Origin of the sequence: Bradyrhizobium sp. (assembly GCF_036735945.1) — a bacterium.
Lineage (GTDB): Bacteria > Pseudomonadota > Alphaproteobacteria > Rhizobiales > Xanthobacteraceae > Bradyrhizobium.
In genome coordinates, this window is record NZ_DAINNI010000033.1 from 22,844 (window position 1) to 46,918 (window position 24,075).

The 24,075-nt window shown below is 63.8% G+C and carries 26 protein-coding genes; 16 read left to right on the forward strand and 10 right to left on the reverse strand.

Going from position 1 to position 24,075, the window contains the following annotated elements; genetic code table 11:
- The first annotated feature begins 94 nt into the window (after positions 1 to 94).
- Positions 95 to 751 (forward strand): tetratricopeptide repeat protein, encoded by a 657-nt coding sequence (locus tag V7E26_RS13925; protein WP_324416858.1) that lies wholly within the window; start codon positions 95 to 97, stop codon positions 749 to 751.
- 100 nt (positions 752 to 851) lie between these two features.
- Positions 852 to 1,130: a hypothetical protein gene (locus V7E26_RS13930; protein WP_324416860.1), complete on the forward strand. Its 279-nt coding sequence runs from the start codon at positions 852 to 854 to the stop codon at positions 1,128 to 1,130.
- A 28-nt stretch (positions 1,131 to 1,158) separates the two neighbouring features.
- Here V7E26_RS13930 and V7E26_RS13935 read toward each other — a convergent pair whose 3' ends face one another.
- Complete coding sequence (locus V7E26_RS13935; protein ID WP_324416862.1) at positions 1,159 to 1,338, reverse strand: hypothetical protein; 180 nt, start codon at positions 1,336 to 1,338, stop codon at positions 1,159 to 1,161.
- Between the two features lie 287 nt (positions 1,339 to 1,625).
- On the opposite strand from V7E26_RS13935, the gene V7E26_RS13940 reads away from it, so the two are divergent.
- The 3 genes from V7E26_RS13940 to V7E26_RS13950 all read left to right on the forward strand — a co-directional run bounded on the left by V7E26_RS13940 (position 1,626) and on the right by V7E26_RS13950 (position 3,403).
- Complete coding sequence (locus V7E26_RS13940) at positions 1,626 to 1,838, forward strand: hypothetical protein (RefSeq protein WP_324416864.1); 213 nt, start codon at positions 1,626 to 1,628, stop codon at positions 1,836 to 1,838.
- Between the two features lie 181 nt (positions 1,839 to 2,019).
- Positions 2,020 to 2,982 (forward strand): alpha/beta fold hydrolase, encoded by a 963-nt coding sequence (locus V7E26_RS13945; RefSeq protein WP_324416866.1) that lies wholly within the window; start codon positions 2,020 to 2,022, stop codon positions 2,980 to 2,982.
- Positions 2,983 to 3,109: 127 nt separating this feature from the next.
- On the forward strand, positions 3,110 to 3,403 hold the full coding sequence (locus tag V7E26_RS13950) for an antibiotic biosynthesis monooxygenase (protein WP_324416868.1): 294 nt from the start codon (positions 3,110 to 3,112) through the stop codon (positions 3,401 to 3,403).
- Positions 3,404 to 3,447: 44 nt separating this feature from the next.
- Here V7E26_RS13950 and cycA read toward each other — a convergent pair whose 3' ends face one another.
- Positions 3,448 to 3,840: a cytochrome c-550 CycA gene (gene cycA / locus V7E26_RS13955; RefSeq protein WP_324416870.1), complete on the reverse strand. Its 393-nt coding sequence runs from the start codon at positions 3,838 to 3,840 to the stop codon at positions 3,448 to 3,450.
- A 256-nt stretch (positions 3,841 to 4,096) separates the two neighbouring features.
- Between cycA and V7E26_RS13960 the strand changes: the two genes are divergently transcribed.
- The 3 genes from V7E26_RS13960 (at position 4,097) to glcF (ending at position 8,292) form a co-directional block, all read left to right on the forward strand.
- A complete protein-coding gene (locus V7E26_RS13960; protein ID WP_324416872.1) occupies positions 4,097 to 5,590 on the forward strand; it encodes an FAD-linked oxidase C-terminal domain-containing protein in 1,494 nt (497 codons plus the stop codon).
- Between the two features lie 144 nt (positions 5,591 to 5,734).
- Positions 5,735 to 6,973 carry an FAD-binding protein gene (locus V7E26_RS13965; protein ID WP_324416874.1) on the forward strand — a complete coding sequence of 413 codons (1,239 nt, stop codon included), beginning with the start codon at positions 5,735 to 5,737 and terminating at the stop codon, positions 6,971 to 6,973.
- Entirely contained in the window at positions 6,970 to 8,292 is a 1,323-nt protein-coding gene (gene glcF, locus V7E26_RS13970; RefSeq protein ID WP_324416876.1) for a glycolate oxidase subunit GlcF, read from the forward strand. The genes V7E26_RS13965 and glcF overlap by 4 nt, the downstream gene beginning before the upstream one ends.
- A gap of 205 nt (positions 8,293 to 8,497) precedes the next feature.
- On the opposite strand, the gene V7E26_RS13975 is transcribed toward glcF, so the two are convergent.
- Positions 8,498 to 8,767, reverse strand: coding sequence for a hypothetical protein (locus V7E26_RS13975; protein WP_324416878.1), 270 nt, complete (start codon positions 8,765 to 8,767; stop codon positions 8,498 to 8,500).
- Between the two features lie 539 nt (positions 8,768 to 9,306).
- Between V7E26_RS13975 and V7E26_RS13980 the strand changes: the two genes are divergently transcribed.
- Together V7E26_RS13980 and V7E26_RS13985 are read left to right on the forward strand one after the other, a co-directional pair.
- A complete protein-coding gene (locus V7E26_RS13980) occupies positions 9,307 to 10,320 on the forward strand; it encodes a TorF family putative porin (RefSeq protein WP_324416880.1) in 1,014 nt (337 codons plus the stop codon).
- Positions 10,321 to 10,385: 65 nt separating this feature from the next.
- Positions 10,386 to 10,898 (forward strand): HPP family protein, encoded by a 513-nt coding sequence (locus V7E26_RS13985; protein WP_324416882.1) that lies wholly within the window; start codon positions 10,386 to 10,388, stop codon positions 10,896 to 10,898.
- A gap of 3 nt (positions 10,899 to 10,901) precedes the next feature.
- On the opposite strand, the gene V7E26_RS13990 is transcribed toward V7E26_RS13985, so the two are convergent.
- The gene (locus V7E26_RS13990) at positions 10,902 to 12,647 is read right to left on the reverse strand and encodes an ABC transporter ATP-binding protein/permease (protein WP_324416884.1); all 1,746 of its coding nucleotides are present in this window, start codon (positions 12,645 to 12,647) and stop codon (positions 10,902 to 10,904) included.
- Positions 12,648 to 12,941: 294 nt separating this feature from the next.
- Between V7E26_RS13990 and V7E26_RS13995 the strand changes: the two genes are divergently transcribed.
- On the forward strand, positions 12,942 to 14,606 hold the full coding sequence (locus V7E26_RS13995; protein WP_324416886.1) for an L-lactate permease: 1,665 nt from the start codon (positions 12,942 to 12,944) through the stop codon (positions 14,604 to 14,606).
- A 273-nt stretch (positions 14,607 to 14,879) separates the two neighbouring features.
- The gene (locus V7E26_RS14000; RefSeq protein WP_442893399.1) at positions 14,880 to 15,296 is read left to right on the forward strand and encodes an META domain-containing protein; all 417 of its coding nucleotides are present in this window, start codon (positions 14,880 to 14,882) and stop codon (positions 15,294 to 15,296) included.
- 12 nt (positions 15,297 to 15,308) lie between these two features.
- On the opposite strand, the gene V7E26_RS14005 is transcribed toward V7E26_RS14000, so the two are convergent.
- From V7E26_RS14005 to V7E26_RS14020, 4 genes are all read right to left on the reverse strand, one after another.
- Positions 15,309 to 15,938 (reverse strand): hypothetical protein, encoded by a 630-nt coding sequence (locus tag V7E26_RS14005; protein WP_324416888.1) that lies wholly within the window; start codon positions 15,936 to 15,938, stop codon positions 15,309 to 15,311.
- A gap of 166 nt (positions 15,939 to 16,104) precedes the next feature.
- A complete protein-coding gene (locus V7E26_RS14010; RefSeq protein WP_324416890.1) occupies positions 16,105 to 17,523 on the reverse strand; it encodes a metal-dependent hydrolase family protein in 1,419 nt (472 codons plus the stop codon).
- 16 nt (positions 17,524 to 17,539) lie between these two features.
- Positions 17,540 to 18,739 carry a hypothetical protein gene (locus tag V7E26_RS14015; protein ID WP_324416908.1) on the reverse strand — a complete coding sequence of 400 codons (1,200 nt, stop codon included), beginning with the start codon at positions 18,737 to 18,739 and terminating at the stop codon, positions 17,540 to 17,542.
- 195 nt (positions 18,740 to 18,934) lie between these two features.
- Positions 18,935 to 19,405 carry a MarR family winged helix-turn-helix transcriptional regulator gene (locus tag V7E26_RS14020; RefSeq protein WP_324416892.1) on the reverse strand — a complete coding sequence of 157 codons (471 nt, stop codon included), beginning with the start codon at positions 19,403 to 19,405 and terminating at the stop codon, positions 18,935 to 18,937.
- A gap of 93 nt (positions 19,406 to 19,498) precedes the next feature.
- Here V7E26_RS14020 and V7E26_RS14025 point away from each other — a divergent pair, with 93 nt between their 5' ends.
- The 3 genes from V7E26_RS14025 to V7E26_RS14035 are packed head-to-tail and all read left to right on the forward strand — an operon-like array spanning position 19,499 to position 20,912.
- Positions 19,499 to 19,867, forward strand: coding sequence for an antibiotic biosynthesis monooxygenase family protein (locus V7E26_RS14025; protein WP_324416894.1), 369 nt, complete (start codon positions 19,499 to 19,501; stop codon positions 19,865 to 19,867).
- A 35-nt stretch (positions 19,868 to 19,902) separates the two neighbouring features.
- Complete coding sequence (locus tag V7E26_RS14030) at positions 19,903 to 20,469, forward strand: cytochrome b (RefSeq protein WP_324416896.1); 567 nt, start codon at positions 19,903 to 19,905, stop codon at positions 20,467 to 20,469.
- The gene (locus V7E26_RS14035) at positions 20,466 to 20,912 is read left to right on the forward strand and encodes a hypothetical protein (RefSeq protein ID WP_324416898.1); all 447 of its coding nucleotides are present in this window, start codon (positions 20,466 to 20,468) and stop codon (positions 20,910 to 20,912) included. The genes V7E26_RS14030 and V7E26_RS14035 overlap by 4 nt, the downstream gene beginning before the upstream one ends.
- Positions 20,913 to 21,018: 106 nt before the next feature.
- Here the strand turns inward: V7E26_RS14035 and groL are convergent, their stop codons facing one another.
- Positions 21,019 to 22,665, reverse strand: a complete 1,647-nt coding sequence (groL, locus tag V7E26_RS14040; RefSeq protein WP_324416900.1) for a chaperonin GroEL — start codon at positions 22,663 to 22,665, stop codon at positions 21,019 to 21,021.
- Between the two features lie 133 nt (positions 22,666 to 22,798).
- Positions 22,799 to 23,095 carry a co-chaperone GroES gene (locus V7E26_RS14045; protein WP_324416902.1) on the reverse strand — a complete coding sequence of 99 codons (297 nt, stop codon included), beginning with the start codon at positions 23,093 to 23,095 and terminating at the stop codon, positions 22,799 to 22,801.
- 338 nt (positions 23,096 to 23,433) lie between these two features.
- On the opposite strand from V7E26_RS14045, the gene V7E26_RS14050 reads away from it, so the two are divergent.
- Entirely contained in the window at positions 23,434 to 23,940 is a 507-nt protein-coding gene (locus tag V7E26_RS14050; protein WP_324416904.1) for a hypothetical protein, read from the forward strand.
- Positions 23,941 to 24,075 lie beyond the last annotated feature (135 nt).

The following is a 24,075-nucleotide window of genomic DNA, read 5'->3' on the forward strand; positions in this document are numbered from 1 at the left end:
GCCGAGCCTGCTGGCCGGCCCGACCACACCTTTCTCACAGGTCTTTGACGACGTGCCGCTTTGCGGCGCGCTTTTGCGCGTCTAGACTTGATCCATGTCTCTCAGAATCCCGGTCGCCCGTAACTGCCGGATCGCGGTGCTCGCCGCGGTCATCGCCGCCGTGCCGGCGGCTGCGCTCGCCCAGAACGACCCCCGCGTCATTCCCCCGCCGAAGGCGCAGAAGAAGCTGCCGGAAGCGCCGGCAAAGTTGCCGAAGGTCGGCGCCGATCGTACCCGCGGGCTGGATTTCCTGTTCGGCGCCCTGAAGGCCGCCCCCGACGAGGCCAGCGCCAAGCATGTCGAGGCTCGGATCTGGGCGCTGTGGATGCAGACTCCGAGCGACACCGCCGCGTTGCTGATGATGCGCGCCAAGGCCGCCATGGATGCGCAGAAGGCCGACGTCGCGATGAAGCTGCTCGATTCCGTCATCAAGCTGCGCCCTGACTACATCGAGGCCTGGAACCGGCGCGCGACGCTGTACTACCTGAAGAACGACTACACCCGTTCGCTGGAGGACATCCGTCAGGTGCTGATCCGCGAGCCCCGGCATTTCGGCGCGCTGGCTGGGCTCGGCATGATCATGCAGGACATCGGTGACGAGAAGCGCGCGCTGGAAGCGTTCCGCAAGGCACTGGCCGTCAATCCGCACCTCGAAAAGGTGCCGGAACTGGTCAAGTCCCTCACCGAAAAGGTCGAAGGCCGCGATATCTGATATTTCGCGGTTAACCCTTTTCCTCGACACGCCATTTCAATTCGGGAACGTCGCGCGCGGACGCGCTATTACGTGCGGATTGACGTGACAGGAGCGAGCCATGAAATCATTGCTGCTGGCCGGCGCGATGATTGCCGCGACCGCAACCTGCGCTGCGGCGCAAGGTGGCTATTGGGTGGTCGGCAACAACGCCACCGGAAAATGCGAGATCGTCACCAGCAATCCCGTCATCAATGCCCAGGTCGGCGGAGATATCTGGTTCGGCACCGGCCCCTATCAATCGAACGACGATGCCAGGCTGGCACGATCGACGATTGCTCAATGCCCACCCGTTCCGGAGCCTCCCGCGGCAGCGCCGGACGAACAGAAGCGGGAATAGGGCGCGACGATTGCCGATCAGAACAGCCTTAGTTCACCGCGTTGCTGCCGCGGGCCATGCCGTCGAGGCCAACCGCCGCGTAGAACTGGGCCAATTCCGCCTCGAGCTGTTCGTTGACGCGGAGCAGGGCCTTGAGAGCACCGCGGATATCACCATCGCAACTCGCTACGATCTGGTCGATGGCGGCTTCGCTTGCGTCGGGAATCATGGGCAGTCCTCCGTGATACGCTGGAACAATTTGCAGTGAGCGCCCGTGTTCCTGTGGATGTTGGGTACAGTGCAGTTGCTCGACTAACGCCCTAATCAGGCACGCGCACAAATGGCGAAAGTGTCAGTGCCACTGTACGAATCTGGCCATGACGCCATTATGACCCCGCTATCCACAGAGCGGCGCCTCCTGTGGACAACCAGGTTCGAAATCGCGGGTGGTTTATCCTGTTTCGGCGGAGCTGCGCGGGAAGCGTGTTGCTTCGATCTATCGGAGTCATCGGCATCATGATACAGGCTGTCGGCGGCGAGCCGGCTTGGATTCAGCACGATGTCGTTTGCCGCGGCATTGGCAGCGCGGATGCCAAATGCGCTGGCTTCATGCAATGCATAAGCATGTTCTCAAACAAGTTTGAGAACCGCAGCCATGCCTTTGCTTCGAATTTTGTTTTCTACAATTTCCGCCGCATCGATAGGATGCTTATAGGATGCTTGGCGTGACGCCCGCGACGGCATCCCGGCTTGTAGCGATCGTCATGAAACCGCCTGGATCCTGACGTGCGCAGACCCTATCGAAAAAAGGTGACGAATTCCGAACCGGGACGCGACCGGACAAGCCAATGAAACACGCACCCGCCAGCAGCGTAGCTCGCAGGTGCGAAAGATCGGCCGGAAATTTTCAATGGCGGTAGTGATTTTCGTGGCGGCGCTGGCCGTGCTGGCGCTGGTCACGCAAGTCGGCGTTTTTCTGATCCAGCGTGCCCATCCAGCCCAGGGCAGGATCGTCGAGGTGGCAGGCGGCGCCCTCCACATCGTCGATCTCGGCCCGCGCGATGCCGCCGGCCCGCCGATCATCATGCTGCATGGCGCAAGCTCCAATCTGGAGGTGATGCGGCAGCCGGTCGGCGAACTGCTCAGCCGAAGGCATCGCGTGCTGCTGGTCGACCGTCCCGGCCATGGCTGGAGCACCCGCGAGCGGTTGGCGGATTCCACGCCCGAGATTCAGGCCCGCATGGTCGCGGAGGCGCTGGCCAAGCTCGGCATCGGCAGCGCGGTATTTGCCGTGCATTCCTGGGCCGGCGCGCTGGGCGCCCGTCTCGCACTGGATTACCCGCAATCCGTCGCCGGCCTCGCGATGCTGGCGCCGGTCGCCTATCCCTGGCCCGGCGGCGTCGGGAGCTACAATCGCCTGATCGCCACGCCGGTGGTCGGCCCGCTGTTCGCCTACACGGTCACGCTGCCGCTCGGCCTTCTCCTGGTAGATTCGGGGACACGGGGCGTGTTCCTGCCGCAGACCATGCCGAATGATTTCGTGAGAAACACCGCCACGCCGCTGTTGCTGCGGCCGCGCGAATTCATCGCCAATGCGCACGATCTGGTGACGCTGAAGGCGGCGGTGGCCGAGCAGTCGCCGCGCTATTCCGAGATCAAGGCACCGGTCACCATCATCACCGGCGAGGCCGACAAGACGGTGTCGACCAACCGGCATTCGCGGCCCTTCGCGGCGGCGGCGCCCCACGTCAAGCTGATCGTGCTGCCTGATGTCGGCCACATGGTGCCGCAGGCGGTTCCCGATCTCGTCATTGCCGAAATCGAGACCATGGTCGGTGCGGCGGCAGGCATGGCGGCTGCTTCCGCGCACTGAGGCGGCGCGTGGCCTGATGGTCTTGAATGGGATACGATCCCGCCCGCGCGGGATCACGCTGCTCGTCCCGCGAGGGATAGCCTTGAGAGTTGCGAAATCGGGCAGCCGACCTCCAAGGGAGAGCGCCATGTACGCCGCGATTCGTCAGGGCAAGGCCAAGGCCGGCAAGGCCGAAGAACTTACACGCAGGATCAAGGAAGGCGCGATCCCCGTGATCAGCGGGGTCGAGGGATTCATGGGCTATTACGTGGTCTACTCGCCCGACGACACGGTGACTGCGATCAGCCTGTTCAACAATTTTGCCGCCGCCGAGGAATCCAACAAGCGCGCGCTCGCCTGGATCGAGCACGATCTCGCGCCGCTACTGACCGGACCGGCGACCGCGACGGCCGGCCCGGTGATCGTGCATACGTTGGCGTGATGCAGGCGCACCCTCCCCACAAAGGGAGGGTGAACGCCCAGCCCTCATTTCTGCTTGCCGTCCTTGTCGAAGGAGGAGACGTAGGCCCAGAGGTTGTTGGCTTCCGTCTCGTTTTTGATGCCGGCGAACACCATCTTGGTGCCGGGGATCTTCGCCTTCGGATCCTTGATGTATTCGAGGAAGACGTCCTTGCCCCAGGTGATGCCGGAATTCTTGTTGGCGTCCGAATACTTGTAGCCCTCGGCGGTGCCGGAATGGCGGCCATCGAGCCCGTTGAGTTCAGGGCCGACCTTGTTCTTGGCGCCTTCGCCGATCGCGTGGCAGGCCAGGCACTTGTTGAAGGAGGTCTTGCCGGCGGCGACGTCCTGCGCCATCGCGGTGGATGCTGTCGTCAGCGCGGTGAAGGCAGCCAGTGCACTTAAAGTCAGTTTCTTCATAGGATGCTCTTTGTCTTTTCCCTGAGGTTTGTCGGGGCCTTTGCTTGTGGCACGGGCCGCGTCAATTGGACAAGCCACGAAACCATGGCAGGTTTCACGGCAGTGGACTTGTCCGAGAGAGAACTCGCCGGCCCCGGGCGGTATCCGGCCTTGGTGGCCTACCCAAAGCGGGTCAGACGTGCTTGATTTGTCGCGATAAATCGATGAGCCCGCCTTGAGGTAACACTTTCCGAAGGCTGGCCTGGAGGGGACACGCATGGCCATCATGATGCCGGCTGCCGATCAGGCGGTGCTCGGTCGCCGCGGCGAGATTGTGGCCGCACTGCGCGCGATCGTGCCGGGCGAGGGCGTGATCGATACGCCGGCCGAGATGCAGGTCTATGAATCGGACGGTCTCACCGCGTATCGGCAACCTCCGATGGTCGTGGTGCTGCCCGACACCACCGCGCAGGTCTCGCGCGTTCTGAAATACTGCTTCGAGCAGGGCATCAAGGTGGTGCCGCGCGGCTCCGGCACCTCGCTGTCGGGCGGCGCGTTGCCGCTCGCCGATGGCGTGCTGCTGGGTCTCGGCAAGTTCAAGCGCATCCGCGAGATCGATTTCGACAACCGCGTGGTGGTGACCGAGCCCGGGGTCACCAACCTCGCCATCAGCCAGGCGGTGGGGCATGCCGGCTTCTACTACGCGCCCGATCCGTCTTCGCAGATCGCCTGCTCGATCGGCGGCAATGTCGCGGAGAATTCCGGCGGGGTGCATTGCCTGAAATACGGCATGACCACCAACAACGTGCTCGGCTGCGAGATCGTGCTGATGTCCGGCGAGATCCTGCGGATCGGCGGCAAGGCCGCGGAGAATTCGGGCTACGACCTGATGGGCATCATCACCGGCTCCGAAGGGCTGCTCGGCGTCATCACCGAGATCACGGTGCGCATCCTGCAGAAGCCGGAGACGGCGCGGGCGCTGATGGTCGGCTTCGCCGAGATCGAGGCCGCCGGCGAATGCGTGGCTGATATCATCGGCGCCGGCATCATTCCGGGCGGCATGGAGATGATGGACAAGCCGGCAATCCACGCCGCCGAAGCCTTCGTCCATGCCGGCTATCCGCTCGACGTCGAGGCGCTGCTGATCATCGAGCTCGATGGTCCCCAGATCGAGGTCGACGAACTGATCAAGCGCGTCGAGGCGATCGCGCAGGGCTGCGGCTCGACGACCTGCCAGATTTCGACCTCGGAGGCCGAGCGCAACCTGTTCTGGGCCGGCCGCAAGGCGGCCTTCCCGGCGGTCGGGCGGATCTCGCCGGACTATCTCTGCATGGACGGCACCATCCCGCGTGGCGCGCTGCCCAAGGCACTGGCGCGTATCCGTGAACTCTCGGAGAAATATGGCCTCGGCGTCGCCAACGTCTTCCACGCCGGCGACGGCAATCTGCATCCACTGATCCTCTACGACGCCAACAAGCCGGGCGAGATGGAAAACGCGGAAGCCTTCGGCGCCGACATCCTGCGCTGCTGCGTCGAACTGGGCGGGGTGCTCACCGGCGAGCACGGCGTCGGCATCGAGAAGCGCGACCTGATGCCGGAGATGTTTTCGGAAGTGGACCTCAACCAGCAGCAGCGCCTGAAATGCGCCTTCGATGCACAGGGCCTGCTCAACCCCGGCAAGGTGTTTCCGACCCTGCACCGCTGCGCCGAACTCGGCCGCATGCATGTGCACGCCGGCAAGCTGGCGTTTCCGGATTTGCCGAGGTTTTGAATATGACTGTCGTCAATCATTCAATCGTCATGCCCCGCGAAGGCGTATCCAGTACTCCGCGCTGCCAGTGCTTCATCTCGGCGCCGGTGACTGCTGGATCGTCCGCTTTCGCGGACGATGACGCCAGCCGACGGGCGTAACATCGTGGACACCCTGAAAGTACGTGACGCAAAGGACGTCGAGGAAGTGGTGCGCGCGGCGATCGCGAATGAGCAGCCGCTCGAGATCGTCGGCCATGGCACCAAGCGCCTGATCGGCCAGCCGATGGCGACCAATGCGGTGCTCGATCTATCGGCGCTGAACGCAGTCTCTTCCTACGAGCCGAACGAACTGATCATCACCGTGCAGGCGGGTGCGCCGCTTGCCGACGTGCAGTCGCTGATTGATTCCAGGAACCAGCAGTTCGCGTTCGACCCCATGGATACGTCCGTGCTTACAGGCGTCTCCGGCAACGGCACCATCGGCGGCATGATCGGCGCTGGCCTCGCCGGCCCGCGCCGGATCAGGGCCGGCGGCGCCCGCGATCACCTGCTCGGCGCGCACGCGGTGTCCGGCTTCGGCGACAGTTTCAAGACCGGCGGCAAGGTGGTGAAGAACGTCACCGGCTATGATCTCTGCAAGCTCCTGACCGGATCGTGGGGCACGCTGGCGGTCATGACCGAGGTGACGCTGAAGGTGATGCCGAAACCGGAGAGCGAGCGCACGCTGCTGCTTTCCGGGCTCGACGAAGTCGCGGCGAACCATGCGATGACCGCGGCGCTGGGCTCGCCCTACGACGTATCGGGCGCGGCGCACGTGCCGAGTTCGGTGTTCGGCTCCGCAGCCGGCGCGCTGGCGCGCCTCGGGGCTCGGGGGCAGGCGGTGACCCTGCTGCGGCTGGAAGGCATCGCGGCTTCGGTCACCCACCGCGCCGGTTCGCTCGGCAAGGCGCTCGCGGCGTTCGGCGCGGTGGAGATGCTGCAGGACGACGCCTCGGCGGCGGTCTGGGCCGAGATCCGCGACGCCGGGCCGTTCGCCGCCGGCGGCGCGCGCGGGCTGTGGCCGGTGTGGCGGATCGTCTGTCCGCCGGCTTCGGGCGGCGCGCTCGGCAAGGCTCTGGCCAGCGAGTCCGAAGGCGACGTGATCTACGATTGGGGCGGCGGCCTGATCTGGGCGGCGCTGCCGCCGAAGCCGGACGCGCAGGCCGCTCTGGTGCGGCGCCGGGTCGAGGCCGCCGGCGGCCACGCCGCGCTGATCCGGGCGGACGCGGAGGTCAGGCAGAAGGTCGACGTCTTCCACCCGCAGGCTCCCGGCATTGCCGCGTTGAGCCAGCGCGTGCGCAACAGCTTCGATCCCAAAATCATCCTCAACCGCGGCCGGATGGTGCGGGCAGCAGCGACATGAAAACCGAATTCTCACTCACCCAACTGGCCGATCCCGATATCGCCCAGGCCGACAAGATCCTGCGGGCCTGCGTGCATTGCGGCTTCTGCACCGCGACCTGCCCGACCTATGTGCTGCTCGGCGACGAACTCGACAGCCCGCGCGGGCGGATCTACCTGATCAAGGAGATGCTGGAAAAGGACAAGCCGCCGACGGCGGAGGTGGTCAAGCATATCGACCGCTGTCTCTCCTGCCTCGCCTGCATGACCACCTGTCCGTCCGGCGTGCACTACATGCACCTCGTCGATCAGGCGCGGGTGCGGATCGAGCGCGATTATTCGCGGCCGCTTCCCGAACGGGCCTTGCGCGCGGTGCTGGCGCTGGTGCTGCCGCGACCGAAGCTGTTTCGCGCCAGCATGGTCATGGCGCGGCTCGCCCGCCCCCTGGCGTTCCTGCTGCCGGCGCCGAACACGGCTACCCCCGGCCTGTTGCGGCGGATCAAGGCGATGCTGGCGCTGGCGCCGTCGAGCCTTCCCGCGCTGGGGCCCGCCGGCGGCAGCGTGTTTCCCGCCCAGGGCGAGCGGCGCGGACGGGTCGCGCTGCTGCAGGGCTGCGCCCAGCAGGTGCTGGCGCCGCGCATCAACCAGGCCGCCATCAGCCTCCTGACGCGGCACGGCATCGAGGTGGTGCTGGTCAAGGACGAGCAATGCTGCGGCGCGCTCACCCATCATCTCGGGCAGGACGGCGACGCGCTGGCGCGGGCGCGTGCCAACATCGCGGTGTGGAAAAAGGAGGCGGAACGAGGCGGCCTCGACGCCATCCTGATCACCGCTTCGGGCTGCGGCACCGTCATCAAGGACTATGGCTACATGCTGCGCGAGGACCGCGATCACGCGGCTGCCGCCGCGCAGATTTCCGCGCTGGCAAAGGATATCACCGAGTATCTCGCGGGCCTCGCGCTCGCGCCATCGCGTCAGAAAGGCGACGTAACGGTGGCCTATCACTCGGCCTGTTCGCTGCAGCACGGCCAGAAAATCACGGGCCTTCCGAAAGAATTGCTTTCCAAGAATGGATTCGTGGTGAAAGATGTGCCCGAGAGCCATTTGTGTTGCGGTTCGGCGGGGACCTACAACATTCTCCAGCCTGACATTGCGAGCAGATTGCGCGATCGGAAGATCGCCAATATTGCGACAGTGAAACCGGACATGATCGCTGCGGGCAATATTGGGTGCATGGTTCAGATTGCCGGCGGTACGTCAGTTCCTGTGGTGCACACGATTGAGCTTCTCGATTGGGCGACGGGAGGTCCAAAGCCTGGATCGTTAACAGGATTGAATTGATCGATCGGCCTTGCGGGCATGATCTGGGAGAGCCTCCCTGCACTGGGGGCGCCGGTTTGGGGGCCGGCTCTTCACCGGGATAGACGCGAAAAAGTCTGCCTGGAGATCGCGTCCGGATATGGGATGGAGCAGGAGGGCACTTCGAGGAAGTGTCGCCCTGGTCTGGCCCAGGACTAGTCGAAGCGCTCGACAGACATGGACAGCGTCAACAGGAGGACCAGATGGCGAAGAAGAGTAAGAAGGCCAAGAAGGCTAAAAAGACTAAAAAGGCCAAGAAGGCCGTAGCCGCGAAAAAGAAGAAGTCCGCGAAGAAATCGGCAAAGAAGGCTGCGAAGAAGAGCGCCAAGAAGGCTGCCAAGAAGACCGCAAAGAAATCCGCCAAGAAGGCTGCAAAGAAAGCCGCCAAGAAATCAACGGCCGCACCGAAGAAGGCCGCAAGGAAGAGCCCGGCAAGGAAAAAGAAGGCGGCTGCCATGCCCGCCGCTCCCGCGCCGGAGCCGGCTGCACCAGCGCCAGCGCCCGAACCGGAAGCCGCTGCGACGACGAGCTGGGCTTCTCCCGAGCCCGCGAACCCGTCATGGTCGGCCGGCTCACCCAACGGCAGCGACCACAGCTAGCCGGACAGCCAGTCCGTTTTCGAGAGGCCGCAGCGTCCCGCGCTGCGGCCTTTTTCGTTGGGGCGCCCCACGCGAGCCAGCCACTGTTTTCACGGGCAGGTTGATTCGTGGAAAGGGAGCGTTCAAACCCTCGCGCCGGTTGCTGCTTTCGGCTTTCGATGACTGGCTGCAGCAGGCGAAGGCCGGCCAAATTGTTGTGGGAATGCCACACGCGCCGAGAACATTTTTTCGAAATCGGCCGGTTGCCTAAAAAGGCGGCGGCTGCATGACATTTTTGCTTCTCGACAATGGCGCTGCGGCCCACTGTGTGGCCGCGAAGACATTTAGCCGCAGCCGGTTATCGATGACCCCGGGGGGACCGGGACCGAGCTGCCAAGAAGGGTAATTGGGGATAGTCATGAAGAAACTGGCTTTGTTAGCAACGGCGCTGGCAATGGTATCGGGTTCGGCTCTTGCTGCGGATATGCCTTTGAAGGCCGCCAAGGCGCCGCCGCCGGCTCCATTCGATCCCTGGGATATCGCCTTCGGCGCCGGCATCACCAACGATTACATATTCCGCGGCATCACCCAGTCCAACCATAAGCCCTCGGTCAGCGCCTATTTCGAACCGCGCTTCAACCTCACCAAGGACTTCCAGCTCTATGTTGGCTTGGGCGGAGCCAGCATCTCCTTCCCGAACCGCGCAGCAGCCGAAGTTGACGTCTACGGCGGCGCCCGCCTGACGGTCGGCCAGTTTGCCTTCGACGTCGGTGCCTGGGGCTACCTGTATCCGGGCGGCACCTGCCAATTCGGCGCTCCCGGTATCGATTTTACTGGCAAGTTCTGGGGTACCGAGTGTGCCCTCAACGCGCTGGTCAACGGCAACGTCCTGAAGAAGGATGTCAGCTTCTTCGAAGTCTACGGCAAGGTGAACTACACCTTCAACGACAACTTCTCGATGGGCGGCAACGTCTATTATACGCCGAGCTTCCTGAACAGCGGCGCCGAAGGCACCTACGCCTCGATCGTCGGCAAGGCGATTGCGCCGAGCACCTGGTTCGGCGCCAGCGGCATCGGCATGTACGTGTCGGGTGAGTTCGGCCGCCAGTGGCTGGGCACCTCGGACTCGTTCTACGGCACGGCGATCTTCCCGAACGGCATCAACTACGCCGACTACAACACCTGGAACGTCGGCATCGGCTTCACCTACAAGGTGTTCACGCTGGACTTCCGCTATTCCGACACCAACCTGTCGAAGGGTGATTGCAACGCCTTCACCAGCGATTTCTCGGCTCGCGGCAACCTCAACGGGACCAACCTCGGTACGTTCGTGACCCCGATCAATCCGTCGGGCGTCGGCTCGAACTGGTGCGGCGCCGCCGGCATCGTCAAGCTGTCGGCCGACCTGACCGCGCTGACCAACCTCAAGTAACAACCTCCGGCCGAAGGGAAGGGGCGGCAGAGCAATCTGCCGCCCCTTTTCGTTTGGGGACGTCGATGAAACGGGACTGGCGGCGCGGCTTGCGGAATGCAGTCTCGCGCAACGATCACCGCAGCGCCGTGGCGGGCGCGGTCGCCGGTCTCGGCGGCGCGATCGCCATCGGCCTGATGGAGTTGTTCTCCTTCGTCGCGCATTACCCGCTCGCGGTGATTCCGTTCGCGACCTCGATCGTGCTGGTGGTCGGATCGCCGAACGCGGAGCCGGCGCAGCCGCGCGCGCTGGTCGGCGGGCATCTGGTATCGGCGCTGGTCGGCCTTGCCGTGCTCAAGCTGACGGGCCCACACGCATGGGCCGCGGCCGCGGCCGTCGGCCTTTCGATCCTGGCGATGTATCTGACCGGCACCTTTCACCCGCCGGCAGGCATCAATCCGCTGCTGGTGGTGTCAGGCAATCTGCCCTGGACATTCCTGCTGGCGCCGGTGCTGGCCGGCACACTGCTGCTGACGGCCTTCTGCTATTTCTGGCACCGCACGGTTCGCCGCCAGCGCTGGCCGCAGCGCTGGCTCTAGACGCTACGGCGCCTTGGCGACCTCGCGGTCGTCTTCCAGCACGAAGTGATCGCCGCCGCGCGCGAGCGCGACATTGCGCTGATGGAATGCATCGAGCGTCGAGCGGTGGCCGATCGAGATGATCGTGGTATCGGGCAGCTTCTCGGTCAGCAGGCGATACAGCGCCTTCTCCGAGGGTTCGTCGAGCGAGGCGGTGGCTTCATCGAGGAACAGATATTGCGGCACGTGCAGCAGCGCCCGCGCGATGCCGAGCCGCTGCTGTTCCCCGAGCGACAGCGTTCTGTTCCAGTGGCCGTGCTCGCCGACGTCGGTCGCGAGCTTGGGCAGTCCCACCGCCCGCAGTGTGTCGGCGATCTGCTGGGCCGTGAACGCGCCTTCGCTGGAGGGATATTCGATCGCGCCCTGCAGCGATCCGACCGGGAAATACGGGCGCTGCGGCAGCATCATCAACGTCGCGCCGGCCGGGACGCCGATGCTGCCCGCGCCGAACGGCCAGATGCCGGCGATCGCGCGGAACAGCGTCGACTTGCCCGAGCCCGATGGGCCGGTCATCAGCGTGCGCTCGCCCTTGCGGAAACTGAACCTCTCGGCGTTCACCAGCGGCGTGCCGTTCGGCAGCCGCAGCGACAGCTCCTTGAGGTCGATCGCGCCATCGCCCGCCTTGACGACGTGAATTCGCTCGCTGCGGCCTGCGAGTTCTCGCGCGCCCGCGATCCCGTTCTCGAACCCGTCGAGGCGGTTGACCACGGCCTGCCACTCCGCCAGCTGGCGATAGATCGAGATGAAGAACGACAGCGCGCCCTGCACGTTGGAAAACGCCGATGCCGTCTGCATCATGCCGCCGAGCTGGATCTTCTGGGCGAAGTAGGCCGGCGCCACCAGGACGTAGGGAAACACCACGGAAGCCTGATTATAGCTCGCCGTGAACGCGGTTATCTTCTTGGTCCGGCTCATGATGGCGAGCCAGTTCTCCACCACGCGTCCGAAGCGAACGAGAAGGCGCTCGCGCTCGGCCTGCTCGCCATGCAGCAGCGCGATCTGCTCGGAGTTTTCCCGCACGCGCACCAGGTTGAAGCGGAAATCCGCTTCGTATTGCTGCTGCCTGTAGTCGATGCCGACCAGCGGCCAGCCGATCAGATGGGTGAGCACGGTGCCGAGCACCGAATAGATCAGCGCGATCCAGACGAGATAGCCGGGAATTGCATATTCCTGGCCGAACAGGTGCAGCGGTGCATCGTTCGAGAGGCCCCAGAGCATCACGATATAGGACGCCAGCGTGACGACCGAGTTCAAAAGGCCGAGGCCGATGTTGAGGGTGCGATCGACGAACAGCTTGACGTCGTCGGTCATGCGCTGGTCGGGGTTGTCGGCGGCGTCGCCCTGAAGCTGCATCCGGTAGTGGTTGGCCTGATGCAGCCAGTCACCGAGATACTGCGAGGTCATCCATTGCCGCCAGCGGATCTGCAGCCATTGATTGAGATAGAGCTGGTAGACCGCAAGCACGATAAAGATGGCCGCGAGGACGCTGAAATAGATGATCTCGTAGACGAAGTTGTCCCAGTTGCGATCCTGCAGGGCGTTGTAGAAGCGGGCGTTCCACAGCGTGATCAGGACGTTGATGCCGACGATCGCAAGCTCGATGGCGATCACGGCGGCCAGCAGGATTCGGCCGGCCCATTTGTCCTCGGACCGGAAGTAGGGCATGGCGATTCGCCATACGGTCGCGAGCGTCGAGCGGATATTGTTCACAGATCACCGTCTCCGGAAAATTTGGTGTAACATCCTGATTAAATGGATGAATTGTCGCCTACTACGAAGGTTATTGAAGGGGTCGACTGCGGCGGCTTGTCGCAGGTGCCGGTGAGACCCTAGCATGGCTGTGACGGCGAGGGGCGGAGGCCATCGAACTTCGCGAGGTTGTGAGCGTTGGCCGGCATTAACGCAGCCCGGTCTCGGCCTGCAAGTTCGCTCCCGTACTCGCTCACACCCCGCCCGGCGCTCCGCGCTGCCGGGCGCAGCAACAACACCGTGGGGAGAACTGCAATGTGGGACCAACACTATAATCCGCTCGGCAACGCCGCGCTGTCGACGATCGCCGCCGCCGTGCCTGTCGTCACGCTGCTGGTGCTGATCGCCAGCGGCAAGGTCAAGGCGCACATCGCCGCCATCGTCGCCGTGATCCTGACCAACCTGATCGCGATCTTCATTTTCACCATGCCCGCGGGGATGTCGATCCGTGCCTCCCTGCTCGGCGTCGTTGCCGGCTTCTTCCCGATCGGCTGGATCGTGCTGAACGTCATCTTTCTCTACCAGCTCACGGTTGCAACTGGCCAATTCGAATTGTTGAAACGCGCGGTCGGCGGCGTCACCGAGGACCGGCGCCTGCAACTGCTGCTGATCGCGTTTTCGTTCGGTGCGTTCTTCGAGGGCGCCTCCGGCTTTGGTACGCCGGTCGCCATCACCGGCTCGGTCCTGATAGGCCTCGGCTTCTCTCCGCTGGCCGCCTCCGGCCTGTCGCTGATCGCCAATACTGCGCCGGTGGCCTATGGCGCGCTCGGTACGCCGATCCAGGGTCTCGCCTCGGTCACGGGGTTAGATCCCTACATCCTCGGCGCGATGGTCGGCCGGCAATTGCCGGTGTTCTCGCTGATCGTGCCGTTCTGGGTGGTATGGGCCTTCGCGGGCTGGCGGGGCATGAAGGAGGTCTGGCCGGCCATTCTGGTGACGGGCCTTTCGTTCGCGATCCCGCAATTCGTGATCTCGAACTTCATCAACCCCTGGATCGTCGACATCGGCGCCTCGCTGATCTCGATGGGATGCCTGATCCTGTTCCTCAGGGTGTGGCAGCCCAGGCGGCTCTGGCTGTCGGCGGCCCTGCGCGGCCGGGATGAATCGGCGGCGACCATGACCGCGCAGAAACCCATGGACACGACGCCGTTGACCCAGCGCCAACTCTGGAGCGCGTTGTTGCCGTGGATCATCGTCTGCGTCGTGATGCTGGTCTGGGGCAATGGCACGTTCAAGACCTGGGCGAACTCGATCTTCACCTGGAATTACCCCGTTCCCGACCTGCACAACATGATCAACAAGGTACCGCCGGTGGCGCCCAAGCCGACACCGGAAGGGGCGGTGTTCGCGTTCACCTACCTGTCGTTCACCGGCACGGGCATGTTGATTGCCGCGATCGTTTCCGGCCTGCTGGCGGGCTTTGGTCCGGCCAGGATGATCAGGGAATATGGCCGAACCATCAAGCTGTGCGCGATCTCGCTGATCACGATCTCGGCGATGCTGGCGATCGGCACGTTGACGCGGCTATCGGGCGTCGATGCGACGCTCGGTCTCGCCTTCGCTGCAACCGGGGTGCTCTATCCGTTCTTCGGGACGCTGCTCGGCTGGCTCGGCGTGGCGTTGACGGGATCGGATACGGCGTCGAACATCCTGTTCGGCAACCTGCAGAAGATTACCTCCGAACAACTCGGCTTGTCTCCGGTGCTGATGGCCGCCGCCAACTCCTCCGGTGGCGTGATGGGCAAGATGATCGACGCGCAATCGATCGTCGTCGCCTCCACCGCAACCAACTGGTATGGACACGAAAGCACGATCCTGCGCTTCGTGTTCAAGCATTCGATCGCGCTGGCCTGTCTCGTCGGCCTCCTGGTCATGTTGCAGGCCTACGTCTATCCGTTCACGATGATGGTGCTTCATTAGCGGAGACGTCGGGACATCCTCGCGGGGCGGCGGCCCGCGGGGATGTCGGCGTTTTCGGCTGTCATAGCCCAAAGCAGCAGCGGCTGTCGTCGGCCCTTCCTGCGGGAGATCCCGCGATTCATCTGCAACTGGCGGACATGCCTGCGAGTTGCCGCCCGGCGCTCGATGCCGGCTGCAATTTGTCAGCCGGCCGCAGCCACGGCCCTAGCCAATCACCTCGCCGTCCAATAGAACGGCCGCGGCGCGGTAGGGCTCGTATTTTCGAGAGGATGCATGATTTCATTCGTACGAAGGGCCCGGGCAGGCGCCGCTTCGCTCCTGATGATCGGGGCGGTCTTGCCGTCCGGCCCGGCGCTCGCCGACGACGGCTTTCCATTCGGAACGGAAATGCAGCTCGATGTAAACCGCATGCCCGGCTCGAAGCGCATACCCAACCTTGAAATCGGGGATGCCGGCGAGGTAGCGGTGGAACTCTGGTGCAAGGGCGGGAAAGGCCAGTTCTCGGTGGCCGGCAACACCGTGATCTTCGTGATGGGCGCAATGGAAAATCGCCCCTGTCCGCCGGACAGAGCTCAGGCCGACGACGAACTGATCGCGGCCTTGAGCGAAGCGGGCACCTGGAAGCGGCAGGGCGACTTCGTGTCGTTCGTCGGCACGAAGACACTGCGCTTTCGCGTCAATACGAATTAGCGCGACGGCGTTCTACTGAGTGGCAATCAATCCGTTGGCGGTGGCGACGATCCAGCGATTGCCCCAGCGCACGATGGACTCGATGCGTCCGAGCCCGGGAATGGCGTCGCCACGTGCGGCCATCTTGATGCCGTCGGGTCCTTCGAGAACGGCGGTGCCGTCCCTGACATCGACGACGGCCCAGCCGGGAATGGTCGTCGGCTTTGTTTCGGGCGGCGCGGCCAGCGCCGGCTGACGCATGGCGATCGCGGCGGCAGGGCTCGCATTGGCCTGCGAAACCGCGCTCGCAGAGGGACGCGGCAGAGCGGACGGCCTGGAAATGCTGCCGACGATGCCGGGGTCCGTCGCCGATGCCGTCTTCCGGGCGGCTTCGATCTTGCCCGGGCGTGCTTCGGCCATTCGCGGCGCGGGCGCTTCGTTGTGCGCAACCGTTTCGAGGCCGAGCTCACCGGCGAATTGCGGCCAACTCGCGCCGCCCGTCCATCCCAGTCCAAAGCTGGCGCCGAGCGCGACCGCGACCAGCAGCATGTTCCGCGCGCGTGCATGCGACGGTTCGCGCACGACGAGGACGTCGTCGCGACCGCATTGCAGGAAATTCCGCAGATTGGCCGGCCCAAGTCCGCCAGCCACATTCCCCGACAAGATGCTTCGAACGGTACTCGGCTCGCGGTCGTACATGGCCTAACCCGGATTTTTGGTTAGCCAATGATGTTCCTCTAAGCTGAATCGAATCTTAACAAAGGCGGACCTCTGGTAAAAAGCTGACTTCGACATCAACCGGTGAGCACGTGGGCGCAACAGGTCGTGTCTATCGCGCTCCATCGCCTTTAAAAATGACTCCATCTTTCATGATGACGCTGAAATTCTTCTGCGGGTCGGTAATGAGGTCAATGTCGGCCAGCGGATTGCCATCGACCAGCAGTAGATCGGCGAGCGCTCCTGTCTCGATCACGCCAAGCCTGCCCTGGTAGGGCGATCGCGGGCCGCTCAGCGCCAGCAGCCGGGCGTTGTCGTAGGTAACGAGCTTGAGAATCTCGGCGGGCGTGAACCATTGCTTGAGCGGTAAAATCAGGCGGCTTTGCTCTGAGTTGAGTTCCGGTTCGAAAAGGATGTCGGTTCCCCAGGCAAGCTTCACCCCATGCTTCTTCGCCGATTGCCAGACGCGCGCGGTGCCCTCCAGGACGCCCCTGCGCTTGGCGCGCCTTTCCGCCGACATGCTGGGGGTGTCCGGAATGAGGTTCTGCGCGCTCAGCCAGACGCCCTTCTGCGCCATCAGCTTGATCGTGGCATCGTCGAGCAACTGGCCATGTTCGATGCATTGCACGCCGGCCTCGATCGCGCGCCGTACAGCGCGCGGCGTGTAGGCGTGAACCGCGACGTAGGTGTTCCAGTCCGAGGCGGCCTCAACGGCCGCCTTCATTTCGTCCAGCGTGTACTGCGTGACGTCGATCGGATCGTAGGCCGAGGACGTGCCGCCGCCTCCCATGATCTTGATCTGGCTGGCGCCGTTGCGAAGATTTTCCCGCGTCGCCGTCAGCACCTCGTCGCGGCCGTCGGCAATGAAGGTGGCGTCTTCCTCCTCGGCACGGGCGGGCTTGCCAAAGAAGCGCCGCGAGCGCTCCTCGGGCGTTCGGAAATCGCCGTGCCCTGAAGTCTGCGAAATGACCGCGCCTGATGGCCAGATGCGGGGTCCCGTCACCTTGCCGGAATCAATCGCGCGCTTGAGCGGGAAGATTGGGCCGCCCATGTCCCTCACGGCGGTGAAGCCGCGCAGCAACATGTCCGACGCCGACTTTGCCGCGGCTGCGCCGATCTGACCGGCCGTTGTATTCGGATCGTAAAGTCCGGCCAGCGGAAGGGCGCCGAACGTCAGGTGAACATGGACGTCGATCAGGCCAGGCATCAGCGTACGACTCTTGCCCTCGACGATCTTCGCATCCTGGGATGCCTTCGCCGATGCGCCGATCGCCGCGATGACGCCGCCCTTCACGAGCAAATTGGTCGGAGCACCGAGGCGGCCATTGACGACATCAAGTACACGCACGTCCTGAAAAAGTGTTTCGCTCGGTTGTTGTGCAAGCGCGGTGATCGACACAAGCGCGAACACCGCGCCGGCAATGAATGCGAAAATATGGTTTTGGCGAATGCTAAATCGCAAAAGCAAACCTCCTCCGCGTCCGAAATAACGTCGTTTCCACCAACCGGACGAACATCGGCCGACAGCCAAGGATGTTCATCCCGCTCTACTTCCACACGCTCCTGTCGGCATCCCAGCGCTGGCCCTTGAACTCTTTCGCCAGCGCGTCGATCGCGCCGTTGTCGTCCTTCGGCTCGCCGCCTTCCTCGTCGCCGGTGGAGTCTTCCGACACATGCAGCTTTGCCCCGGTGCCTTCGTCCGCTGTGGTGGTCACCGGGCTCGAGAGCCACAGCATCAGCCTGTCGGTGGCGCCGGGCTTGTCCGGCGAGACCAGCGCGGTGATCTCGAGCGTTTCAGTGAGCGCGAGCGGCGGATAGATCGGGCTCGGCCGCTTGAACGTCAGTTTCGCCTTTCCGGTATTGGCGTTCCAGCTCGCCTCCGCCGGCTTGGCGGACAGCGTTTTGGCCAGCACGGCCGAGATTGCGGATGCGATCTTGTCCTTGTTGATCCTGTCGCCGTCGCGCCATTCGCTTGCGGCAAAGCGGATGGTGCGGTCCATCTCGATGGCGCCGCTGGTCCATCCCGCCGCGACCACGCCCGGCGTCGATTTGGCTTTCGCGATCAGGGCCGCGGCCCGCTCCGGATCGACCGTCAGGTTGATGGTCTGCTCGCCGGCGCGCAGCGCGTCGCAGGAGATCGACAGGCTGGAGAGTCCGATTTCGACGGCCTCGCCCTTCAGGCTTTTCAGGAAATCCAGCGCCGCGTCGAGCTTGATCCGCACGCTGATCGCTTCCGGCGAGACGTCGGCAAATTCCTTCGGCGCCGGCGTGATGCCGTCGTCGCTGGTCTGGTTGTCCAGAAATTCCTTCTCGCTGAGATCCGAATTGTCGGTCGAGGTGACCTCGGTGACCGCCTGGCCGACCGTGATCTGGCCGCGGAATTCGAAGGTGTCGCCGTTCGGCTTGCGCGTCAGCTTGATGGTGACCGGCTGCTTGTCGCCGATGCTCTGCGTGGTGCCGGTCAGGGTCTGGCCGCTCACCGCGAGGTTGGCGACGAAGCGGTCCTTGCGGTCAGAACCCTTCGCGGCGGGGTAGCAGACGTCGAGCGTGGCCGCGGTGACGGTCTTGCCCTGCCGGGTTTCCTTCAGCACGACGTCGGCATTGCCGTCCATCAGGCCGTCGATCGCGGTGAAGTAGCGCGTCTCCACGGCGCCGGGCGCTGTTTTGGAGGGAAGTTTCATCTGGGCGAAAGCGAGGTGAGGGGTGGCCGTCGCCAGACCGAGCAGGCAGAACAATAGCGCGCGCATGTGGCATTCCTCAATCAGCGTCGTCATAGCTGGGATGTGCGGCGCATAAAATCGATCCGGACCGCTAATGTCGAGTGGGTATCCGCGCGGTTCTGGCTCAACCGCGCGCTGGTTGGAAATGCCCGGCACGAGCAATTGCCGCAAGATTCCGCGGCATAGTGGCGGCATCGTGGGTGCGATCTCGCCAGTTTGGCTTCAAGCTCGCTCGGCTGGTTCCGCGTTGCCCTCCAGCCTTTGACGTAATGTCGTGATGAAGCGGTGGGCTGCTTCTACGTCCTTGATCAGGAGCCCGTCCGAAAGATTATCCATCCACGGCCCTTGCAAGCGCATGGCAGCATCGAATGTCTGTCGTCCCTTGTCGGTCAGGACGACGAGCTGCGCGCGCCGGTGATGCGGATTGGGCTCGAATGCGACGAGCCCTTCCTTTTCGAGATCGTTGACGATCCGTTGCACGTTTTGCCGGTTGGCGCCGAGGTCGCGAGCGAGCCAAGCCACTGGCTGCGGGCGTTCGGCGGCAACGATCGCGCCAAGGATCTGCCAGCGGGCGCTTGTCAGCCCAAGCCTCGCCACAAGCCGATCGCCCCCCGTGAGAAGCAGGTTATTGAGCCTGAATAGGTCGAGAACGAGGTCGGTCACGGCATCGCCGGCCGGTGTTCGTTTGTGCATTTGTCACCATAAAATGATATTGACATCACGATGTCAATATACTACATGCATGGAGCCACATTGACACTATGCAACCAAATTGAGGAGCCTGTCATGTCATTGTTGTGTCCCATGGATCCTGCCTTCCCGATCGAGCGTCAGCTCACGATCGATGCAGGCCCTGTCGTGCTGGTGAACGTCTTCACGCTCGACGAGCCCGATGAGCAGACCTTCCTCCGAGCGTGGCAGGACGATGCGGAAGTCATGAAGCGACAGCCGGGCTTCATCGCCACGCAGCTTCACCGTGCTCTCGGCAAGAGCCCGACTTATCTGAATTACGCGGTCTGGGAGACGACCGCTCATTTCCGGGCGGCGTTCACGCATCCTGGATTCAGGGCGAGCCTCTCGGCCTATCCATCCTCCGCCGTCGCTTCCCCACACCTGTTCCAGAAGGTCGCGATGTCAGGCATCTGCGTCGCATAGCCCGGCCGCGCAAGGCTTCAGAGTAGGAGGACGCAATGGGACTGAAGAGCACCGCAGACCGCTACGGGGCCATGATCGTGTCAATCCATTGGCTGAGCGCGCTGCTGATCGTCGCTCTTATCGCTTCGGGTTTCCGGGCGGCCAACACGGTCGATCCGGTCGCCAAGGCCGCCATTCTGCGGGTCCACGTGCCAATTGCCATTGCAGTACTCGCCTTGACCATCGTTCGGATCGGCTGGCGGTGGGCTTACGACCGCAAGCCCAACCCGGTGGCGTGGATGCCGCGCTGGCAGGAATTCACGGCTCGGGTGGTGCACGTACTGTTCTACGTCATCATCCTGGGAATGATTGCGAGCGGCATCGGCATAGTGGCGCTGAGCGGCGCTGCGCCGATGATCTTTGGCGGAGAAGGCGCCTTGCCCGACTTCTGGAAATATCCGCCACGTGTACCGCATGGCATCGGAGCAAGGGTTCTACTTGCCTTGCTGGTGCTTCACGCGGGCGCCGCGCTTTATCACCACTTCGTTCGCCGCGACGGTCTGCTTTCGCGCATGTGGTTCACGGGTGGCAGCCGCTCCCAACTGCAGCGAGGCAGGTCATGATCAAGATTATTCATCCGGTGGCCGGTGTCGTTGCTCTCCTTACGATTGCGACCTTCTGGCTCTCGACGGCGCTCAGCGAGCTGTTTGCGTCAGAGGCGATCGTGACGACAGTCAAGATGGCCATACCGTGGGGCTTCCTGTTGCTGGTTCCGGCGTTAGCCGCGACGGGAGGCTCTGGTTTCGCTTTGGCAAAGGGACGGCGGGCCGGGTTGGTCGGGGCCAAGATCAAGCGCATGCCGTTCATCGCCGGCAACGGTCTCCTGATCCTCATCCCTTCTGCGCTCTTCCTCGCGTCCAAGGCGAATAGCGCCGAATTCGATGCCATCTTCTATGCAGTGCAGACGCTTGAACTCGGTGCCGGCGCGGCGAACGTCACTCTGCTCGGGCTCAACCTGCGGGATGGTCTCAAGATCAAAGGCCGGCTGCGCCGCGCGTCGGCATGATCGCGAAGGCGGTCGCATGTTGCGGGGATGATACCTCGACGGCTCGCCAAAAAAGAAGGCCGCCCGGAGGCGGCCTTCGATCTGCTGGTAGGGGAAAGGGCGGGGCTCAGAAGCCCATGCCGCCCATTCCACCCATGCCGCCGCCACCGCCGGGCATTGCCGGCGCCGGCTCCTTCGGCAGTTCGGCGACCATGGCTTCGGTGGTCACCAGCAGGCCCGCGACGGAGGAGGCGTCCTGCAGCGCGGCGCGCACCACCTTGGCGGGGTCGATGATGCCCTTGTCGACCATGTCGACATATTCCTCGGTCTGGGCGTCGAAGCCGAAGGTCTCAGACTTGTTCTCGAGGATCTTGCCGACCACGATCGAGCCTTCGACACCGGCGTTTTCCGAGATCTGGCGGAGCGGGGCTTCCAGCGCCTTCAGCACGATGTTGATACCGGCCTGAACGTCGGAATTGTCGTTGTGGATGCGGCCGACCGCCTTCTTGGCGCGGAGCAGCGCCACGCCGCCGCCCGGCACGATGCCTTCCTGCACCGCTGCGCGGGTCGCGTTGAGGGCGTCCTCGACGCGGTCCTTCTTCTCCTTGACCTCGACCTCGGTCGCACCGCCGACCTTGATCACGGCGACGCCGCCGGCGAGCTTGGCCAGCCGTTCCTGCAGCTTCTCGCGATCGTAGTCCGAGGTGGTCTCCTCGATCTGCGCCTTGATCTGGGTGACGCGGGCCTCGATGTCCTTTTTCTTGCCGGCGCCCTTGACGATCGTGGTGTTCTCCTTGTCGATCACCACCTTGCCCGCGCGTCCCAGCATGTTGACGGTGACGCTCTCGAGCTTCATTCCGAGTTCATCCGAGATCAGCTGACCGCCGGTCAGGATCGCGATGTCTTCCAGCATGGCCTTGCGGCGGTCGCCGAAGCCCGGCGCCTTGACGGCGGCGACCTTCAGGCCGCCGCGCAGGCGGTTGACGACCAGCGTCGCCAGCGCCTCGCCCTCGACGTCCTCGGCGATGATCAGGAGCGGACGGCCGGACTGCACCACGGCTTCCAGCACCGGCAGCATCGCCTGCAGGCCGGAGAGCTTCTTCTCGTGCAGCAGCACGAAGACGTCTTCCAGCTCGGCGGTCATCTTCTCGGCGTTGGTGATGAAGTAAGGGCTGAGATAGCCGCGGTCGAACTTCATGCCCTCGACGATGTCGACTTCGGTCTCGAGCGACTTGTTCTCCTCGACGGTGATCACGCCTTCATTGCCGACCTTCTGCATCGCCTGCGCGATCATCTTGCCGATGGCGTTGTCGCCGTTGGCGGAGATGGTGCCGACCTGGGCGACCTCGGAGGAGGCGGCGACCGGCTTGGCGCGCTTCTCGATGTCCTTGACCACGGCGGCGACCGCGATGTCGATGCCGCGCTTGAGGTCCATCGGGTTCATGCCGGCCGCAACCGACTTGGCGCCTTCGCGCACGATCGCCTGCGCCAGCACGGTCGCGGTGGTGGTGCCGTCGCCGGCGGTGTCGTTGGTCTTGGAGGCGACTTCGCGCAGCATCTGCGCGCCCATGTTCTCGAACTTGTCCTCGAGCTCGATCTCCTTGGCGACGGTGACGCCGTCCTTGGTGATGCGGGGAGCGCCAAAACTCTTCTCGATCACGACGTTGCGGCCCTTCGGGCCGAGCGTCACCTTCACCGCGTTGGCGAGAACGTCAACGCCGCGCAGCATGCGGTCGCGGGCGTCGCCGGAAAATTTAACGTCTTTGGCAGCCATATGTGTTGCTCCTGGGAATGGTCCTCATCCTGAGCAGCGGCCGTTTGGCCGCATCTCGAAGAATGAGTTCATGAGATGAAGGGCCCTTCGAGACGGCAGCTTCGCTGCCTCCTCGGGGTGAGGGTGCGTGCTGTTAGGTCAGCACACCCATGATGTCGGACTCCTTCATGATCAGGAGTTCCTCGCCGTCGAGCTTGACCTCGGTGCCGGACCACTTGCCGAACAGCACGCGATCGCCGACCTTGACGTCGATCGGAATCAGCTTGCCGGTTTCGTCGCGGCCGCCCGGGCCGACGGCGGTGACTTCGCCCTGCGACGGCTTTTCCTTGGCGGTGTCGGGAATGATGATGCCGCCCTTGGTCTTCTCTTCGGCGTCGATGCGCTTGACAACGACGCGGTCGTGCAGCGGACGGAATTTGGATTTGGCCATGACGTCTCCTCTGGCAGTTCCTCTGGGAGGCTCGGTTTCAGGTCCAGCGCCATCGAGAATGGCGGGGAAGCCGGTGTTCGGCGCGGCCCCGGGCGGGACAGCGCGACCCTTAGCAATCTTCGCGATTGAGTGCTAAACGTGGGGCCGGGAAATATGGCTTGGCGCGGTTCCTGTCAAGCAAACAAGGGGGTTAAAGCCTTCTTGAGGCCAATATAGGATGGTGCACGGAAACCAAATCGGCGCGGCGGCGTAGTTCAACCAACGTCTTTGCTCCGGCACTCATTTTACGGTTGGCTGTTTGACGGGAGCGGCCTAAAGGAATGGTTCGGGGGAATGCGATGATCACCTCACGTAATGCGCGTACGGTAGCCAATCTGGCGATCGCATCGGCGCTGACATTCTTGCTTGCAGCATGCAGCAGCATGAGCCTGTCGTCCAATCCGGCGCCCGAGGCCGAGCCCGGCGTTGGTCCGGAAATGCCTGCAACGATTCGCGCCGACGAGATCGTCGGCCGCTGGGGCCTTGCCTCGTTCCAGAATCCGAATGATCGCGCCCGCACCGAAGCCGCCGCGCGCGGCCAGTGCAAGCAGCCTTACGTGATCGGCGCCGGCTCCAGCGGCGGCGTCGTCATGCATCTGGCCGACCAGGCCACCCCGCAGGAGCTGCGCCTCAAGGGCAGCCCGGGCGGCAAGAACTATATCGGTCCGGCCGGTCCCGCCGGCGGCGAACAGGATCGCGAGATCGTCTCGTTCGACGGCCGCGTGCTGATCACCCGCTTCATCGACAAGGATGCCGCGGTCCGTTACGGCAACATGGTCTATGTCCGCTGCGCCCCGCGGGCGTGAGATCGGCGACACCCTCCTTCGTCATGCCCGCGAAGGCGGGCATCCAGTACGCCGCGGCCCCTTCGCGGAATCGCTGACGTCTCTGGAATACTTGTATGGGGAGAGATCAAGAGTGATCGTTGTCAGATCATTTCA